This is a genomic window from Mesorhizobium sp. Cs1299R1N1 (assembly GCF_037179655.1).
Taxonomy (GTDB): domain Bacteria; phylum Pseudomonadota; class Alphaproteobacteria; order Rhizobiales; family Rhizobiaceae; genus Mesorhizobium; species Mesorhizobium salmacidum.
This window is the reverse complement of record NZ_JAPYKR010000001.1, coordinates 358,222-375,770: the sequence shown is the minus strand read 5'-3', so window position 1 is coordinate 375,770 and position 17,549 is coordinate 358,222. Positions and strand designations below refer to the sequence as shown.

Genomic DNA, 17,549 nt, shown 5'->3' with positions numbered 1-17,549 from the left:
CCGGCGCCATTCATGATCGGACCCGATGCCGGACAACAGAAGCTACGTCGAAAACAGACCATCTCCCGACGCGCTGCTAGAGCATGCCGGGCGGGAAGGGCGCGGCCGTCTGCGCATATTCCTGGGCGCGGCACCGGGTGTCGGCAAGACCTACGAGATGCTAATGTCGGGCCGTGCCAGGCTGGCCGACGGTATCGACGTGGTGATCGGCGTTGTCGAGACGCATGGCCGCAAGGAAACCCGGGCCCTGGTCGAGGGCTATGAAGTCATTGCCCGCCGCAAGGTCGATTACAGGGGGCGTGTCCTCGACGAGATGGATATCGATGCCATCCTTGCCCGGCGTCCGGCGCTGGTCCTGGTCGACGAACTCGCCCACACCAACGCGCCCGGCAGCCGCCACCCCAAGCGCTATCTCGACGTCCAGGAAATCCTGGCGCGGGGCATCGACGTCTATACGACGCTCAACATCCAGCATGTCGAAAGCCTGAACGACGTCGTCGCCCAGATCACGCGGGTCAGGGTGCGCGAGACGGTGCCCGATTCCATCATCGACCAGGCCGACGATGTCGAAATCATCGATCTGACGCCCGACGACCTGATCAAGCGGCTGGAGGAGGGGAAGGTCTATTTCCCCAACACGGCGCAGCGTGCCGTCGAGAACTATTTTTCGCCGGGCAATCTGACCGCGTTGCGGGAACTGGCGCTGCGGCGTACCGCCCAGCGCGTCGACGAGCAGTTGCTCAACCACATGCAGTCCCACGCCATCCAGGGACCGTGGGCTGCCGGGGAACGGGTTCTCGTCTGCGTCGATGCGCGTCCGGGCGGGGCAGCCCGCATTCGCTACGCACGCAGGCTGGCCGACAGGCTTCGTGCGCCATGGACGGCACTTCATGTCGACACGCCTCGCTCGGCCGGCATGTCCGAGGACGACAAGGACAGGCTCGCCACACTCCTGCGCCTGGCCGAGCAGCTCGGCGCCGAGGTGACGACCATTCCGGGCCAGAGCGTCGCGCAGGACATCGTTCGCCATGCGACGGCGAACAATTTCACCCACATCGTGGTCGGCAGGCCGACCCGGTCGCGCTGGCGGGAACTGATCGAGGGATCGCTCACCTATGATCTGATCCGCAATGCCGGCGACATCAGCGTCCATGTCATCTCCGGAACGGAGCGGGACACCGAGACGCCTTCCAGGAGAGTGAGCGCGGCAGCCGAGCAGAGGCAGTTTCAGGCCAAGCCGTATCTGCTCGCCACGGCGTACGTTGCCGGATCATTGGCCGTCAGCACTGTTCTCGACCAGTTCCTCGACGTTCGCAACCTGGCGATCGTCTTCCTGCTCTCCGTGCTGACATCGGCGGTGGCCGGTGGTCTCTGGCCGGCGCTTTACGCCTGTTTCCTCAGTGTCCTTGCCTTCAACTATTTTTTCCTCGAGCCGCGCTACACGCTGACGATCCGGGATCCCGAGAGCATCGTCGCGATTGCCGTCTTCGTCGCCGTTGCCGTCATCGCCAGCAACCTGACGGCGCGCGTCCAGCGTCAGGCCGCCGCCGCCCGCTCACGGGCGCGGGCAACCGAGGACATCTATCTGTTCTCCAAGAAGCTCGCCGGCGCCGGCACGCTCGATGACGTGCTCTGGGCCACCGCCTTCCAGATAGCCTCGATGCTGAAGCTGCGCGTGGTGCTGCTGCTGCCAGAAGACGGCACGATCACCGTCAAGGCAGGCTATCCGCCCGACGACACGCTGGCCGAGGCCGACATCGCCGCCGCCCGCTGGGCCTGGGAGCACAACCGTGCCGCCGGACGCGGCGCCGACACGCTGCCCGGCGCCAAGCGCCTCTATCTTCCCTTGCGCACGGGACGCACGGCAATCGGCGTCGTCGGTCTCGACAATGACAAGCAGGGCCCGCTTTTGACGCCCGAGCAGCAGCGGCTGCTCGACGCGCTGGCAGACCAGGCGGCGGTGGCGATCGAACGCGTCCAGCTCGTCGCCGATGTCGACCGCGCCAAGCTCGCCGCCGAAGCCGACCGGCTGCGCTCGGCGCTGCTGACATCGATTTCGCATGACCTGAAGACGCCGCTCGCGGCCATCATGGGGGCGGCCGGCACACTCAAGGAGTTCGCGCCCGACCTGCCCGAGCAGGACAGGGCGGAGCTTCTGTCGACGGTGATCGACGAATCGGAACGGCTGAACCGCTTCATCGCCAATCTGCTCGACATGACCAAGATCGAGTCCGGTGCGATGGAGCCGAACTACGCCCTTCACTATCTGGGAGATATTGTCGGTACGGCACTCGACCGTGCCCGCAAGATCGCCAGTGAACACAAGATCGAGGTCGATATTCCGCCCGACCTGCCGATGCTGAGGCTCGATCCCGTGTTGTTCGAGCAGGTGCTGTTCAACCTTCTTGACAATGCGTCGAAATATTCGCCGCCGGGCTCGGCGATCCGCATCCAGGCCTGGGCCGACAATGGCTCTGTCATCGTGCAGATCATGGATGAGGGGCCGGGCATTCCGGCGCAGGACCTGGAACGCGTGTTCGACACCTTCTACCGGGTGCGCAAGGGCGATCAGGTGCGCGCCGGCACCGGGCTCGGCCTGTCGATCTGCCGTGGCTTCGTCGAGGCGATGGGCGGCACGATCGCGGCCGCCAACCGGACCGACCGCCCCGGTGCCGCCTTCACCATCAGGATGCCGGTGCCGGCGCAAGCGCGCGGTGTCGGCAACCGTGGCGATGAACCCGGCGTGGACCAGCCTCGATGACCAATTCGAATGTCAGGATACTGGTTGTCGATGACGAGCCGCCGATCCGCAAGCTGCTTCGGGTCGGCCTTGCCAGCCAAGGCTACACGGTCAGCGAGGCGCCCAACGCCAAGGTGGCGATCGAGCTGATGGAACAGGAAAAGCCCGACCTGGTGTTGCTCGATCTCGGCCTGCCCGGCATAGGGGGCCATGACCTGCTGCGCAAATGGCGTGACGAGGGCGTCGACATTCCCGTCGTCATCCTCTCCAGCCGCACCGACGAGGCCGGCATCGTCAGCGCGCTCGAACTCGGCGCCGACGATTATGTCACCAAGCCGTTCGGAATGAACGAACTGGTGGCGCGCATCCGCGTTGCGCTGCGCCACAAGTTCCAGCAACAAGGCGAAAAGCCGGTTTTCCAGAGCGGCGACCTCAGCGTCGATCTGGTCAAGCGCATCGTCAAGGTCGAGGACAGGGAGGTGAAGCTCTCGCCGAAGGAGTACGACATACTGCGCATCCTGGTGCAGCATGCCGGCAAGGTGCTGACCCACCACTTCATCCTGAAGCAGATCTGGGACGATTCGACAGATGTGCAGTATCTCAGGGTCTATGTGCGCCAGCTCAGGCAGAAGATCGAAAAAACCCCCGACCAGCCGCGCTACATCACCACCGAGACCGGTGTCGGCTACCGCCTGCGTGTCGAGTGAATTAGCCGTCCGATAGAAACCTGCGTCAGCCGATGGCTGCGAGCGGCCGGTTTGCCGCCGCCGATATCCGCAAGGCGGCGAGGCAGCCGAGAATGCCGAGCGGCACGAAGGCAAGGAACAGCCAGCTCGCGACACCGGCGGCCGCGTCATGGTTCAGGCCTTGCGAAAAACCGCTGGCATTGGCGACAATGCCGGCAAGGGCGGCACCCACGGCATAGCCGATGCGCTGCATGGTCGGCACCGCGGCCGAGGCGATGGTCTGTTCGTCGTCCGGGGCGGAGGCGACGATGACGCGGGTCAGGAACGGCCAGGCGATGCCGAAGCCGCCGCCCTGCAGCAGGGCGCAGACCAGGATCAGCGGGATCGAGCCCAACGGTATCGTGTAGGCGAAGCCGGCGATGCCCGCCGCGATCATCAGTGCGCCGCAGACGATGATCAGCCTTTCGCGCCGCGGCGGCGCGTTGGCGACAAGGATCGACAGGATCGACCAGGCGATCGATTCGGCGGCGATGATGTAGCCGGTGGTCAGCAGCGGAATGTCGTGCAGGCTGGTCAGCAGCAGCGGCCCGTAGACGCCGAAGGAGCAGGTCGCGATGGAAAAGGCGGCGACCATGGTCATGCCGGCGCCGACCGGCGTGCGCCATGAGAACAGCCGCGCCGGGAAAAGCCGGGAGCGCGGCTTCAGCGCATCGATGTAGAAGAACAGCGCGAGACCTGCCAGCCCCAGCACGATCAGCAGCGAGGAACGCAGCAGGGCGATGTCGACGCCGGCCGAGGCGATCAGCACCACGGCAATAGCAAGGCAGCCAAGCGCCATGAACGGAAAAGGCGGCGCCTTGCCGGCGCTCGTGTTGGGTCTTGTCGCTTCCGGCGTGTCGAGCACGAGGAAGCTTGCCAGCGCCATGGCGGTGCCGCCAAGGGTGAAGACGCCGAAGGCCCAGCGCCACGACAGCAATTCGGTCATAACAGCGCCGAGGAGCGGGCCGCTGAACGCCGCGACGCCCCAGATCGCCGACATGATGCCGAAAAGCTGCGGCCAGATGGCACGCGAAAACAGCCGCTCGACCGAGACGAAGGCCAGCGACACCAGCGCGCCACCGCCCAGCCCCTCGATCAGACGGCCAGCCAGGAACAATTGCATGGAAGGCGAGGTGGCGCAGATCAGCGCCCCGGCGGCGTAAAGCAGGGCGGCGACCACCATGTTGGTGCGCAGCGCCACATAGCTCACCAGCCGTCCCGCCGCGGCACCGGCGACGATGGCGCCGAGTTCGTAGATCGCCAGCGACCAGCCGACGAGCTGCACGCCGGCCAGTTCGCCGACCATCGCCGGCATGACGGTCGCCACCATCGTCTCATTGGTGGCATGAAGCAGGATGCCGAGGCTGATGAAGCAGAAGCGCGCCAGGTCGCCGCTTGCCCACAATGCGCGCCAGTCGACCCTGTTTGTGCTGATCTCGGTCATGTCCATCCCTGCTTTGCATATCTCGACGCAGCCGCACGGCACCAGAAGCCAGCGCGAGGCTTCCGGCAGGACCATGCGCGCCGCGTCGGGACGCTGTTTTGCTCGGGACGGGTTTGTAGAACCTCAACCTCGGTTGAGCTCAAGCGGTTTTTTCGAGATATGTTTGGGCCAGCGTCGTCCTGGATGCACCGCTTGCCGGCAAGCATGATTTGCAATCATGGCAGCGGCGATAGCTGTCCTCGGCATGGCGTCCCCAAAAACAAAACGGCGCGGAACCATCCTATCCGGTTCCGCGCCGCAGAGTGAAGGGTCTGGAGCCAAGGCCCCAAACCGCTTATTTGAGTGAGTGGATCAGCTCCAGCGACGTCACCGCCACGGCGAGATTGACGCCGGTCTGCGCCTGGACGCTGAGCGGCTCCAGCATGAAGGCGCTGTCGAAGCCACCGACCAGCAGGTTGGCGCCGCCACCGGTCACGACGCTCGCCTCGGCGTTGACGCCGTAGTAGCTGCCGGCAAGATCGCCCGCGTCACGGTCGCGGGTCGCGGCAAAAACCGCCCAGATGAGCTGGCCCTGGTGCGTCTTGCCGACATCGACACCGAGCTTCGAGATGACGCCTGTATAGATTTCCGACGGCCCGTGATGATGGGGCCGGAAGACGCAGGACACGCCCTTGTTGGACGTCACGATATAGCCGGTGCCGCCATCGATGGTGCAGTCGAGCGTGCCGAGTTGCAGCCTGCCGGCGCTGGCCGGGGCGGCAGCGAAAACGGTCGTTGCAAGAGCAGCGGCGCAGACGAGTTTCTTGATCATGGGGAGGGTCCTTTCGCAATCAGTCTTCAGTAACGTCTCGAGCGCCGCGACCGTTCCGCCGAAAACTTGGCGCGAACAAGGCGAGGGTTTGCGGCTTGTCGCGGGGGTTAACACAGGGTTGCCGGATTGGCGGCGATCCGCCGCGCCGCGTGTCCTTTCGGACACGCACGATGCAATGGGACGCTTGGCGCGGGCCTGCGGGAGCCGATGTCAGCTGACGCGGGCGAGGCCGTCCTTGGCCGGCTGGTAGGTGGGGTTGAGGCGCACGGCCTCGCGATAGGCCTTCGCCGCCTTTGCCTTGTCGCCGCGCCGTTCGTAGATCAGCGCCTGGTTGGCCCAGGCCTCGGCGTTCTGGCCATCGAGCTTGATGGCCATGTTGAAGTCGGAGAAGGCGTTGTCCTCGTCGCCGGTCGCAAGATAGGAGAGGCCACGGCCGTTGTAGGGCTCGGCGGCGTCAGGGGCCAGCGAGATGGCGGTCGAGAAGTCCTCGATGGCGAATTTGTGCTGGCCCTGGCTCTGATAGATCAGGCCGCGATTGTGGTAGGCGCGGGCATCCGTCGTGTCGAGCTGGATCGCCTTCTGGAAGTCGGTGAAGGCATCCTGGGTGCGGCCCGCCTTGCGATAGAGATTGCCGCGGCCGATATAGGCGGCGTCGTAATTGCCGTTGATCTGGATCGAGCGATTGTAGTCCGCGAGTGCGGCTTCCTGGTTGCCGAGGAAGCGCTGGATGAGGGCCCGGTTCGAATAGGCTTGGTAGAAATTCGGATTGAGCTGGATGGCCTGGTTGAAATCCTTGAGCGCCTGCTGGTACTGGCCGCCGCGGCCATAGGCCGAACCGCGCACATTATAGCCTTCAGGATCCTGGGGATTGCGCTGGATGACCGCCGACAGCGAGGAGATGTTCTCGCTCGACCCTTGCGCCTTGTCGATGTTGTTGAACTCGCCGGCCGGGCCCGACGTCTGGCAGCCGGCAAGCACCAGTCCGGAAAGCAGGGCCGCTGTCAGGGCGAAACCACGCAATGCGGTCCCGCGCTCCACGCTTGTTGCGTTCATGTCTGCCCTGTCCTCACTTGCGCCGTCGTTCAGGTCCGGTTCCCCCCTCCGGGCCGGGTCACAATCAAAATAAAAGGGTGGCGGCGATTCCGCATCGCGCCACCCTGGTATCCTTCGAAAAGGACGAAATATTGGCGATAATCAGCGCGGCGGACGCGCTGCACCGGCGGCACCGCCAGCAGCAACCGGACGCGGGGTCATCGGCAGCAGGCCTTCGCGCTGTGCGCGCTTGCGGGCCAGCTTGCGGGCGCGGCGAACGGCTTCGGCCTTTTCACGGGCGCGCTTCTCGGAAGGCTTCTCGTAGTGGCCGCGCATCTTCATTTCGCGGAAAATGCCTTCGCGCTGCATCTTCTTCTTCAGCGCGCGAAGCGCCTGATCAACGTTATTGTCGCGGACGAGTACCTGCACGGGCAATCCTGTCTTTCGGGTTTGATATCAACAGGCAAGCAGCCATAGCCACAAGCCTCCGCGGCGCTCGACACCACGAATTGTGGCGGCTGATAGCAGAATCAAGCCTCGCTGTCCACAGTCGAAATGACGGACGACAGCCAAATTGCCACGGTCGCCTGGAGATAGGGTGCCTGTTACGCCGTCGCCAGGTGCAGCCGCTCGAAATCCTCGAAGAACTCACCGTAATCGCAGGTGATCTCCTCGCCGACGGCGATATCCCGGGTCGCGGTGGCGCCGCCATATTGCGAAAAATCGGTGTTCGGGGTCGCCGAATGGTTCATGAAGCGGCCATTGTCGACCTCATAGACGATGAAACCGGGCTTGTCCGGGCTCGGATAGGCGTAACGGTCGAGCAATTCCTTCAGGGGGTGCGGCGCCGTCTCGTATTTGTCCATCGGGATCAGCCGATCGAAATCCGGATCCAGGCGCCAGATCGAGGCGCCCTTCCGGATGGGCTCGGCGGCGAACATTCCGACGCCTTCGATTGCACTCTGGGCGACATAGGTTCGGATCAGCATCATGGTTCCAGGACCCGTCTTGGCAAGAAGACCCGTTTAGATAGAAACGGAATCGCCAAATCGCGCCGAAAAAGCAAGACCGGCGGCCTGCGTCACAACGACGAACAGGCCTGTCCCCGCAAAAAATCCTTCACGTCCGGTTGATCGACACGCCGCCATCCGCAAACAGCGCGGTTCCCGTGGTGAAGCTCGAGGCGTCGGAGGCAAGGTAAAGCGCGGAGCGGGCGATCTCTTGCGGCTGCGCCATGCGCTTCAGGGCGTGGAGGCCCTCGACGAAGGCGCGGGCCTCAGGCGTGGTCGTCGTCGCGCCTGGCGTGTCGGTGCCGCCCGGCAGCAGCGCGTTGACGCGCAGTCCCTTCGGTCCGTATTCGGCGGCCAGCACCTGTGTCAATCCGATCAGGCCGGCCTTGGCCGCGGCGTAGGCGGCCATGCCCGGCATGCCGGCGGTGTAACCGACAAAGCTCGACGTGAAGATCAGCGAGCCGCCGCCGCGCTCGAGCATGGCCGGTATCTGATACTTCGCACCGAGAAAGGCGCTGGTCAGATTGGTGTCCATCGTCCCGTGCCATGTCGCAGGCAACATCGCCGGTATCGGACCCATCAGCCCGACGGCGCCGGCATTGTTGAAGGCGATGTCGAGACCGCCGAAACTGTCGACCGCCAGCTCGACGAGAGCTTTCGCGTAGGTCTCGTCGGTGACATCCCCCGCGAGAGCGACGGCCGTGCCGCCGGCATCCTCGATTTCAACGGTGAGTGCATCAAGCTCCGCTTGCCGGCGAGCGGAAATGACCAGCTTGGCGCCTTCCTCCGCGAACAGTTTGGCGGTGGCGCGGCCGATGCCGGAACTGGCACCGGTGACGATGGCGATCTTGTTGGAAAGTGCGAGCATGTCTGGCATCCTTGTCCTTCGCGCCAGCTTTGCCGGCGATCGGATGCTTCGTCGCAAATCGGCAGGACAGCAGCCACCCGAAAGCCGCAGAGGCTCGCACAAACTATTGCCGCAGCAGCCAGGCCAATCGATCCAGCGAGAACACGTAGCTGATGACGATCAGCACGGCCATGATGGTGCCCGTGGCGGCATGGCCTGCCACATGGAAACCGGCCGCGCCGCCGAACAGGACGACGAATTCCAGCGCCAGCCTGACAGCGCCAGGCACCGGTACCGGTGCACTCCCTGAACGGCTCGGATCGCCGGGCACGGCAAAAATCCCCCACAACGCTGCAGCGATGAGTGGCAGGGCAAGGGCCAGGATCCAGTGCCACCAGCCCTCGAAAAGACTCCAGCCTGCCATGCCGAGGCCAAGCAAGGCCGCCAGCTCCAGCAGGAAGCGCAATGTGAGATTCCACCAGGCGTTGCCCACCATCATCCTCCGAATCCCCCGACGCCGGGAAGTGTGACTGAAGCCAATCACAGGGGCCAGACCGGATACCTCTTTTTCAGCACGGCGCAAAACGGCAAGCGCCGTCGCAAACAGCGCAAGGATGGCAGCGCCGTTTCGCTAGTGATACACCTCGCGCGCTGGGCCGAAGGAAGACCCGGCTGCAATCCGCGAGACCTTTTGGCGCGAGGCTGGACCGTGAAGAAATACTCTGTATTCGCCATCGCCCGCGAGGCCATGCGCGGCCACAAGGGCTGGGAGGAACAATGGTCCTCGCCTGAGCCCAGGAAGGAATACGACGTCATCATCGTCGGCGCCGGCGGTCATGGATTGGCGACGGCCTATTATCTCGCGACCGTGCACGGCATCACCAATGTCGCGGTGCTGGAAAAGGGCTGGCTGGGTGGCGGCAATACCGGCCGCAACACCACCATCATCCGATCCAACTATCTCTATGACGAGAGCGCAGGGATTTACGACCATGCGCTGAAGCTGTGGGACGGGCTCTCCCAGGAGCTCAACTACAACGTCATGTATTCGGCGCGCGGCGTCATGATGCTCGCCCACAATGTGCACGACATCCAGGTGCTGAAGCGCCATGTCCATGCCAACCGGCTGAACGGCATCGACAATGAATGGCTGACGCCGGAGCAGGCCAAGGAATTCTGTCCGCCGCTCAACACCTCGAAAGACGCGCGCTATCCGGTCGTCGGGGCTGCCTTGCAGCGCCGCGGCGGCACGGCGCGCCACGACGCGGTTGCCTGGGGTTATGCGCGGGGCGCCTCGGCGCGCGGCGTCCACATCATCCAGAATTGCGAGGTCACCGGCGTCAAGCGGGCGGCCAATGGCGCGGTCATGGGTGTAGACACGACGCGCGGTTTCATCGGCGCCAAGAAGGTTGGCGTCGTCGCCGCCGGCCATTCCTCGGTCATCATGAACATGGCCGGCGTGCGCATGCCGCTGGAGAGCTATCCGCTGCAGGCGCTGGTGTCGGAGCCGGTCAAGCCGGTCGTGCCTTGCGTTGTGATGTCGAACACGGTGCACGCCTATATTTCGCAGTCCGACAAGGGCGAGCTGGTGATCGGCGCCGGCACCGACCAATATGTTTCCTATTCACAGACCGGCGGACTTCACATTCTTCAGCATACGCTGGACGCCATCTGCGAGATGTTCCCGATCTTCACGCGCATGAAGATGCTGCGTTCGTGGGGCGGCATCGTCGACGTCACGCCCGACCGCTCGCCGATCCTGGCCAAGACGCCGGTGCCCGGCCTCTACGTCAATTGCGGCTGGGGCACGGGCGGCTTCAAGGCGACACCTGGCTCGGGCCATGTCTTCGCCCACACAATAGCCAAGGACGATCCGCATCCGATCAACGCGCCCTTCACCATCGAACGCTTCCGCACCGGCCGCCTCATCGACGAGGCAGCGGCGGCGGCGGTGGCGCACTGATGATGGCCGAAGTGGCAGTCGCGATGCCGCTGATGCTGGCGGGGGAACAAGGCATGTTCCATGTTCCCACGGCGCAGGAGGTGCGGCTACAGCCGATCAGCCGTGCCGGAAACGAGGCCGGCTGGCCGTTTTCCGTCGACGAGGGAATGCTCGCCTGCGTCTGGAGTGTCGGCCAGAAAGTGGTGATGTTCTTCGAGGGCAGGCCGCATGGGCTGGATGAGGACGAGGATTTCCAACCGCGTGGCGTCATCGTTACGACCGATCCGATGCAGCTGACGCTCGGCAACATGGCCAACCGCGATCTCTTCAGTGCGGCGACGAGCGTCGAGGAGCGGCTGCGACTCGTCGCTCCCTTCATGACCATGGGCCAGAAGCTTTGCGACCAACCCCCCGGCGCGCGCGTCGGCCACGGCGAATTGTAGGAACAAACACGATGCTTCTCATCCGCTGCCCCTATTGCGAGGAAGAGCGCCCGGAACTCGAATTCCGCAACGCCGGCGAGGCGCATATCGCGCGCTCGGCCAACATGGTCGGCGAGAGCGACGACGATTTCGAGAAGTTCTTTTTCATCCGCTCGAATCCCAAGGGCATCATTTATGAGCGCTGGCGGCACATGCATGGCTGCGCGCGCTTCTTCAACGCGGTGCGCGACACCGTCACCGACAAGTTCGTCATGACCTACAGGGCCGGCGAGCCGAAACCTTCCAAGCTGCCCAAAAACTCCAACGAAGGGCTTGCCAAATGAGCGGCGCGTTGCGCATTCCCGGCGCCGGACGCCTCAGCCAGGCCAAGACCGCCCGCTTCAGCTTCGATGGCCAGTCCTATGCCGGCATCGAGGGCGACACATTGGCTTCGGCGCTGCTTGCCAACGGCGTGCATCTGGTCGGCCGTTCGTTCAAGTACCACCGCCCGCGCGGCATCCTCTCGGCCGGCGCGGAAGAGCCCAACGCCCTGGTGCAGATCGTGCGTGATGACGCGCGCAAGACGCCCAACGTGCGCGCCACCGTACAGGAACTCTATGACGGGCTTGCCGCCAATTCGCAGAACCGCTGGCCGTCGCTGTCCTTCGACGTCGGCGCGGTCAACGATTTGGCATCACCGCTGTTCTCGGCCGGTTTCTACTACAAGACCTTCATGTGGCCGAAGGCGGCCTGGAAGAGCCTCTACGAACCGAAGATCCGCGAAGCAGCCGGTCTTGGCGTTTCTCCCGACAGGCCGGACCCCGACCATTATTCCTCGCGCTACGCCCATTGCGACGTTCTGGTACTGGGCGGCGGTGCGGCTGGTATCGCGGCGGCGCTTGCCGCGGCGGAGACCGGCGTGCGTGTCATCCTTGCGGACGAGCAGGCCGAGTTCGGCGGCAGCCTGCGCTTCGAGTCTGGCGCGAAAATCGACGGCCAGGACGGCTTTGCCTGGGCGCAAGCGGCGATCGCCAGGCTGGGTGCGATGGACAATGTCCGCGTGCTGCCGCGCACCACGGCGTTCGGCTATTACGCGCAGAATTTCGTCGGCCTGGTCGAGCGCGTCAGCGATCACCTGAAGGCTCCCGGCCATGACCTGCCGCGCGAACGGCTATGGCAGGTCCGCGCCAAGCGCGTGGTGCTGGCCTCCGGCGCCATCGAGCGCCACATGGTGTTCGCCAATAACGACCGGCCGGGCGTCATGCTGGCGGGCGCGGCGCGCACCTTCCTCAACCATTATGGTGTCGCGGTCGGAAAAAATGTCGGTGTCTACACCGCCAATGACTCGGCCTACGGCGCCGCGATCGACCTGAAGAAGGCCGGCGTCAACGTGGCGGCGATCGTCGATTTGCGAGACAACCCGACCGGCCCGGTGATCGACGAGGCGAGGGCGCTCGGCATCGAGATCAATTCCGGGCGTGCTGTGATCCGCGCCGGCGGCAAGTTGCGGGTGTCGTCGATGACGGTGCAGCCGAAGAATGGCGGCGGCGAACGCACAATTCCGGTCGATGCGATCCTGATGTCGGCCGGCTGGACACCGTCGGTGCATCTGTTCTCGCAGTCGCGCGGCAAGGTCGCCTTCAACGACGAGACCAAGCGGTTCGTGCCTGGCACCTACGCGCAGGACTGCGTCTCGGTCGGCGCCTGCAACGGCACCGACGGACTGGCGGCGACGGTCGACGAGGCCCATGCGGCGGGCGTCAAGGCGGCCAAGGATGCCGGCGCGAAAGCCGCCAAGGGGACCAAGCCGAAGGTGGACGCCTCGGAGAGCTGGTCGCGCGGCATGCTAGGTGCGGCGCCCGGCGCCGGACCGGACACGACGGTTAAAGCCTTCGTCGATTTCCAGAACGACGTGACCGCCAAGGACATCCGCCAGGCGGTGCATGAAGGCATGCGCTCGATCGAGCATGTCAAGCGCTTCACCACCAACGGCATGGCGACCGACCAGGGCAAGACCTCCAACATGCACGGCCTGGCGATTGCCGCCGAAACGCTGGGCAAGCCGATCCCGGAGGTCGGCCTGACCACGTTCCGCGCGCCATACACCCCTGTCACCTTCGGTGCGATCGTCAGCCACGCGCGTGGGCCGCTGTTCGACCCGACCCGCAAGACGGCAATCCATCCCTGGGCCGAGGCGCAAGGCGCGGTGTTCGAGGATGTCGGCCAATGGAAGCGCGCCTGGTATTTCCCGAAAGCCGGCGAGGACATGCATGCGGCGGTCGACCGCGAGTGCGTTGGGGTCCGCAATCAGGCCGGCCTTTTCGACGCCTCGACGCTGGGCAAGATCGAAGTTGTCGGGCCGGATGCGGCCAAGTTCATGGAGCTGCTCTACACCAACCCCTGGGAAAAGTTGGAGCCGGGCCGCTGCCGCTATGGCATCATGCTGCGCGAGGACGGCTTCATCTATGATGACGGTGTCGTGGGCAGGCTGGCACCGGACCGCTTCCATGTCACCACGACGACGGGCGGCGCGCCGCGCGTCATGAACCACATGGAGGATTACCTCCAGACCGAGTTCCCGCATCTCAATGTCTGGCTGACCTCGATCACCGAGCAATGGGCGGTCATCGCCGTGCAGGGTCCGAAATCCCGCGACATCATCGCGCCGCTGGTCGAAGGCATCGACATGTCCGATGAAGCGCTGCCGCATATGTCGGTGCGCGAAGGCAAGATCTGTGGCGTGCCGACACGGCTGTTCCGCATGTCGTTCACCGGCGAGCGCGGTTTCGAAGTCAATGTCCCGGCCGACTATGGCCAGGCCGTCTGGGAAGCGTTGTGGGCTGAGGGCCAGAAGCATGGCGCCACCGCTTACGGCACCGAGGCGATGCACGTGCTGCGCGCCGAGAAGGGCTACATCATCGTCGGCCAGGATACGGACGGCACGGTGACGCCAAACGATGCCGGCCTCGACTGGGCGGTCGGCAAGAAGAAGGCCGACTTCGTCGGCATCAGGGGCATGGCGCGGCCGGACCTGGTCGCCAAGGGCCGCAAGCAGCTGGTCGGCTTGAAGACCAAGGACCCCAAGGTGGTGCTGGAAGAAGGCGCGCAGATCGTCGAGGACCCGAAGCAGGCAATCCCGATGAAGATGATCGGCCACGTCACCTCGAGCTACTGGTCGCAGAATTGCGGCCGTTCCATCGCCCTGGCGCTGGTCGCCGGCGGGCGTGACCGGATGGGCGATACGCTCTACGTGCCGATGCCGGACAGAGTGATCGAAGTGGAGATTACCGGCATGGTGTTCTTCGACGAGACGGGAGGGCGCCTCAATGGCTAAGGCTGCTGCAAAGACGGCCGCGACTGCTTCGCCCTCGGCGGAGCGGCGTCCGGCATTGGCCGGGCGCACTGTCTCCGCAACGGGCGTCAAGGTCGAAGTGCTGCCGCCGGCCGAGCGCATTTCGCTGCGCGCGCCGGAAGCTTCGGTCGCCGCTCTGTCGAAGGCGCTCGGCGTGACCCTGCCGAAGCAGCCGAAAACATCGGCGTCGAAGGGCGGGCGTACGGCGCTGTGGCTTGGGCCGGACGAGTGGCTTGTCATCGACGAGACCGGCAAGGACCCGCTCGCCGATTGCGCGAAGGTTTCAGCCTTGCACTCGTCGGTCGGCATCTCGCATCGCAACATCGCGATTTCCGTCACCGGCCCGGCGGCCGAAGCCGCGATCAATTCGGGCTGCCCGCAGGATCTGTCGCTCGAAGTCTTCCCGGTGGGCGCCGCTTCGCGCACCATTTTGGGCAAGGCCGAGATCGTGCTGTTGCGCACGGCCGACGAGGCCTTCAGGGTCGAGTGCTGGCGTTCCTTCTCGGACTATGTCTTTACTTTCCTGTCCGAGGGAGCCCGCGACGCCGCCGGCTGACCCCGGTGCGTTTGCCGCCCGCGTCCGTTGTGCGGCGACAAATCGAGGGAGAACTGCCGATGCCGTCGAAGTCCGCGCCGAAATCGCCGAAAACCGCGGCGGTCCGTTCGCTCGAACATGAGCGGCATCGCGAGGCCGACGCCGAAGAGGAACTCGAGGAAGGCCTCGAGGACACGTTTCCAGCCAGCGATCCCGTGTCGATTACGGGATCGTCCATTCCTGGCGCGCCGGCGAAACCCGGCAAGGCCAAGGCCGTCCCCGGCCGCAAGACCCGCAAACCCTGATTCACAAATTTTGGTCGACAGACATCTTCCCAAGACCTCATCGGATGCGATATTCAAAGCGCTTTGGAGAGGAAAAATGCCTGTTAAAGCCGTTGTCTGGGGCGAGAACGTCCATGAACAGACCAATGCCGCCGTGCGCGACCTCTATCCCGTGGGCATGCACGGCACGATCGCCGCCGCGCTCAACCAGGACAAGCGCATCGAAGCGACCACCGCCACCTTGCAGGAACCCGAACACGGCCTGAGCGAGACACGTCTGGCGGCCACGGACGTGCTTCTATGGTGGGGCCATGCCGCCCATGGCGAGGTCAAGGACGAGATCGTCGAGCGCGTGCAGAAGCGGGTCTGGGAAGGCATGGGGCTGATCGTGCTTCATTCCGGCCACTACTCGAAGATTTTCAAGCGGCTGATGGGCACGCCCTGTTCGCTGAAATGGCGCGAGGCGGGCGAGCGCGAGCGTGTCTGGGCGATCAATCGCGGCCACCCGATCGCGCAAGGCATCGGCGAATGCCTGGAGATCGGCGAGACGGAAATGTATGGCGAGCCGTTCGCGGTGCCAGAGCCGCTGGAGACGGTGTTTATCTCCTGGTACGAGGGCGGCGAGGTGTTCCGCTCCGGCCTGACCTATCAGCGGGGAGCGGGAAAAATCTTCTATTTCTCACCGGGCCACGAGACCTATCCGATCTATCACAATGAAGGCGTGCAGCAGGTGCTGCGCAACGCCGTGCACTGGGCGCACAACCCGGCCCCGGCATGGTCCGGCATCACCAACGCGCCGAATGTGCCGACGGACAAGGCCAAGGAGAAGATCGTCCAGAAAGGCCTGCGCCTGCATGCCGACGGTGAGAAGGGGCTGAGCTGATGCATCGCCTGCTTTTGCTCGGCACCGGCTGGATCGCGGCGCATCATATCGAGGAGTTCGGTCAGGTTCCGAGCTGTACCATCGTCGCTTGCGTCGATCATCTGCCGGGCCGCGCGGCGGCGTTCGCCGACGCCAACAAAATAAGCAATTTCTTCGAAAGCCTCGAAGCTGCGATCGCCTGGGGCGAGTTCGATGCCGCCATCAACGCGACGCCGGACCAGGTCCACAAGGCGACGACGCTGGCCCTGCTGGCCGCCGGGAAACATGTGTTCTGCGAGAAGCCACTGGCGCCGAACCATGCCGATGCGCTTGCGATGAGCGAAGCCGCCGAGGCGGCCGGGCTCGTCAACATGGTTAACCTGACCTATCGCAACACGCCGGTGATCCACGAGGCGCGGCGCATGGTGGAGGCCGGCGAGATCGGCGAGTTGCGCCATGTCGAGGCGAACTACCGGCAAAGCTGGCTGGTCAGCAAGTTCTGGGGTGACTGGCGTGTCGACGACAAATGGCTGTGGCGCCTGTCGAGCCGGCACGGTTCGACGGGTGTTCTGGGCGATGTCGGCATCCATATCCTCGACTTCGCGACCTATGGCGCGGCCCAGGATATCGTCTCGCTGCATGCCGATCTGGTGACGTTTCCGAAGGCGGAGGGCGACCGCATCGGCGACTATGTGCTCGACGTCAATGACAGTTTGGCGATAACGGCGCGGCTCAGCTCAGGCGCGCTGGCCACGATCATGGCCAGCCGCTACACGACGGGCCATGGCAATGATTTGTCGCTGGCCCTGCACGGCACCACGGGCGCGATCAAGGTCGAGACCGACGGCAAGGTTTCGCGGCTGTCGGCCTGCCTGGGTGATGACGTCGATCAGCACCGTTGGCGGATGCTGACGCCGCCTGACGTCAAGCACAATGCCCGGCGCTTCGCCGATGCGCTGGACACGGGACGGAACGGCGATCCGTCGTTCCGGCGCGCCGCCGACATGCAGAAGCTGATCGACGCGGCCTTCGAAAGTTCAGCGACCAGGCTGCCGGTCTCGGTCGCCTGAAATCACCATCTGGCCGGCTGAGCCGGCCAGACTTTCGGAAAATCTCAGTAGGCGCTCGGCATGATCCACGGGTTCACCGTGATCCCGAGCCTGGGGCCCTTGCCGTCGGTTGTGGCTTCCGCGGAAGCCTTCTTGGCGACCGATCCGGTCGAAGCGCAATCGAGCTTCACATTGGTCTTGGTGTCGACGCAGGTCGCTGCAGTCGGGTGCTTGACCGCGTGGGAGATGTTGTTGGCGGCAAAGGCCGAACCCGAAAGTGCCAGGACGGCGGCGAGGGTGAGGAGTGTCTTTTTCATGATCAGTCTCCGTTTTCGACGGGTGAATTTTGTTCCGTACATGTACGTTGCTCTGTACAGATACGTCCGTCAATCGCGAAGTTCAAGAGGAATTGTACGCGTACGGTAGACTTTTTGTTAACCAAGAAATCCGCCCCATTCTGGCTGGGAGAGGCGGTGAGGAAATCTGGAAAAACG

At 64.4% G+C, this 17,549-nt stretch carries 18 protein-coding genes; 10 read left to right on the top strand and 8 right to left on the bottom strand.

Annotated features, from left to right (window positions below):
• The first annotated feature begins 25 nt into the window (after window positions 1–25).
• Window positions 26–2,761, top strand: coding sequence for a sensor histidine kinase KdpD (locus O7A70_RS01750; protein ID WP_337138771.1), 2,736 nt, complete (start codon window positions 26–28; stop codon window positions 2,759–2,761).
• Window positions 2,758–3,447, top strand: coding sequence for a response regulator transcription factor (locus tag O7A70_RS01745; protein WP_027142991.1), 690 nt, complete (start codon window positions 2,758–2,760; stop codon window positions 3,445–3,447). Before O7A70_RS01750 ends, O7A70_RS01745 begins: the two co-directional genes overlap by 4 nt.
• A 25-nt stretch (window positions 3,448–3,472) precedes the next feature.
• On the opposite strand, the gene O7A70_RS01740 is transcribed toward O7A70_RS01745, so the two are convergent.
• From O7A70_RS01740 to O7A70_RS01710, 7 genes are all read right to left on the bottom strand, one after another.
• Complete coding sequence (locus tag O7A70_RS01740; RefSeq protein ID WP_337138770.1) at window positions 3,473–4,909, bottom strand: MFS transporter; 1,437 nt, start codon at window positions 4,907–4,909, stop codon at window positions 3,473–3,475.
• Between the two features lie 334 nt (window positions 4,910–5,243).
• Entirely contained in the window at window positions 5,244–5,720 is a 477-nt protein-coding gene (locus O7A70_RS01735) for a DUF992 domain-containing protein (RefSeq protein WP_027142989.1), read from the bottom strand.
• Between the two features lie 210 nt (window positions 5,721–5,930).
• On the bottom strand, window positions 5,931–6,773 hold the full coding sequence (locus O7A70_RS01730) for a tetratricopeptide repeat protein (protein WP_027142988.1): 843 nt from the start codon (window positions 6,771–6,773) through the stop codon (window positions 5,931–5,933).
• Window positions 6,774–6,914: 141 nt separating this feature from the next.
• Window positions 6,915–7,181, bottom strand: a complete 267-nt coding sequence (gene rpsU / locus O7A70_RS01725; RefSeq protein WP_010911429.1) for a 30S ribosomal protein S21 — start codon at window positions 7,179–7,181, stop codon at window positions 6,915–6,917.
• A 176-nt stretch (window positions 7,182–7,357) separates the two neighbouring features.
• Window positions 7,358–7,744 (bottom strand): SET domain-containing protein, encoded by a 387-nt coding sequence (locus O7A70_RS01720; protein ID WP_337138769.1) that lies wholly within the window; start codon window positions 7,742–7,744, stop codon window positions 7,358–7,360.
• A 127-nt stretch (window positions 7,745–7,871) separates the two neighbouring features.
• The gene (locus tag O7A70_RS01715; RefSeq protein ID WP_337138768.1) at window positions 7,872–8,630 is read right to left on the bottom strand and encodes an SDR family oxidoreductase; all 759 of its coding nucleotides are present in this window, start codon (window positions 8,628–8,630) and stop codon (window positions 7,872–7,874) included.
• 103 nt (window positions 8,631–8,733) lie between these two features.
• A complete protein-coding gene (locus tag O7A70_RS01710) occupies window positions 8,734–9,108 on the bottom strand; it encodes a DUF2568 domain-containing protein (protein WP_337138767.1) in 375 nt (124 codons plus the stop codon).
• Window positions 9,109–9,318: 210 nt separating this feature from the next.
• Between O7A70_RS01710 and O7A70_RS01705 the strand changes: the two genes are divergently transcribed.
• From O7A70_RS01705 to O7A70_RS01670, 8 genes are all read left to right on the top strand, one after another.
• Window positions 9,319–10,572 carry a sarcosine oxidase subunit beta gene (locus tag O7A70_RS01705; RefSeq protein WP_337138766.1) on the top strand — a complete coding sequence of 418 codons (1,254 nt, stop codon included), beginning with the start codon at window positions 9,319–9,321 and terminating at the stop codon, window positions 10,570–10,572.
• Window positions 10,572–10,994: a hypothetical protein gene (locus O7A70_RS01700; protein ID WP_337138765.1), complete on the top strand. Its 423-nt coding sequence runs from the start codon at window positions 10,572–10,574 to the stop codon at window positions 10,992–10,994. The genes O7A70_RS01705 and O7A70_RS01700 overlap by 1 nt, the downstream gene beginning before the upstream one ends.
• Before the next feature lie 11 nt (window positions 10,995–11,005).
• Entirely contained in the window at window positions 11,006–11,317 is a 312-nt protein-coding gene (locus O7A70_RS01695) for a sarcosine oxidase subunit delta (protein ID WP_337138764.1), read from the top strand.
• On the top strand, window positions 11,314–14,307 hold the full coding sequence (locus tag O7A70_RS01690) for a sarcosine oxidase subunit alpha (RefSeq protein ID WP_337138763.1): 2,994 nt from the start codon (window positions 11,314–11,316) through the stop codon (window positions 14,305–14,307). Before O7A70_RS01695 ends, O7A70_RS01690 begins: the two co-directional genes overlap by 4 nt.
• The gene (locus tag O7A70_RS01685) at window positions 14,300–14,881 is read left to right on the top strand and encodes a sarcosine oxidase subunit gamma (RefSeq protein WP_337138762.1); all 582 of its coding nucleotides are present in this window, start codon (window positions 14,300–14,302) and stop codon (window positions 14,879–14,881) included. Before O7A70_RS01690 ends, O7A70_RS01685 begins: the two co-directional genes overlap by 8 nt.
• A 59-nt stretch (window positions 14,882–14,940) precedes the next feature.
• Window positions 14,941–15,165 carry a hypothetical protein gene (locus O7A70_RS01680; protein ID WP_337138761.1) on the top strand — a complete coding sequence of 75 codons (225 nt, stop codon included), beginning with the start codon at window positions 14,941–14,943 and terminating at the stop codon, window positions 15,163–15,165.
• 76 nt (window positions 15,166–15,241) lie between these two features.
• Window positions 15,242–16,027, top strand: coding sequence for a ThuA domain-containing protein (locus O7A70_RS01675; RefSeq protein ID WP_337138760.1), 786 nt, complete (start codon window positions 15,242–15,244; stop codon window positions 16,025–16,027).
• Entirely contained in the window at window positions 16,027–17,076 is a 1,050-nt protein-coding gene (locus O7A70_RS01670) for a Gfo/Idh/MocA family protein (protein ID WP_337138759.1), read from the top strand. The genes O7A70_RS01675 and O7A70_RS01670 overlap by 1 nt, the downstream gene beginning before the upstream one ends.
• A gap of 44 nt (window positions 17,077–17,120) precedes the next feature.
• On the opposite strand, the gene O7A70_RS01665 is transcribed toward O7A70_RS01670, so the two are convergent.
• Window positions 17,121–17,372: a DUF680 domain-containing protein gene (locus tag O7A70_RS01665; RefSeq protein WP_337138758.1), complete on the bottom strand. Its 252-nt coding sequence runs from the start codon at window positions 17,370–17,372 to the stop codon at window positions 17,121–17,123.
• Between the last annotated feature and the right edge of the window lie 177 nt (window positions 17,373–17,549).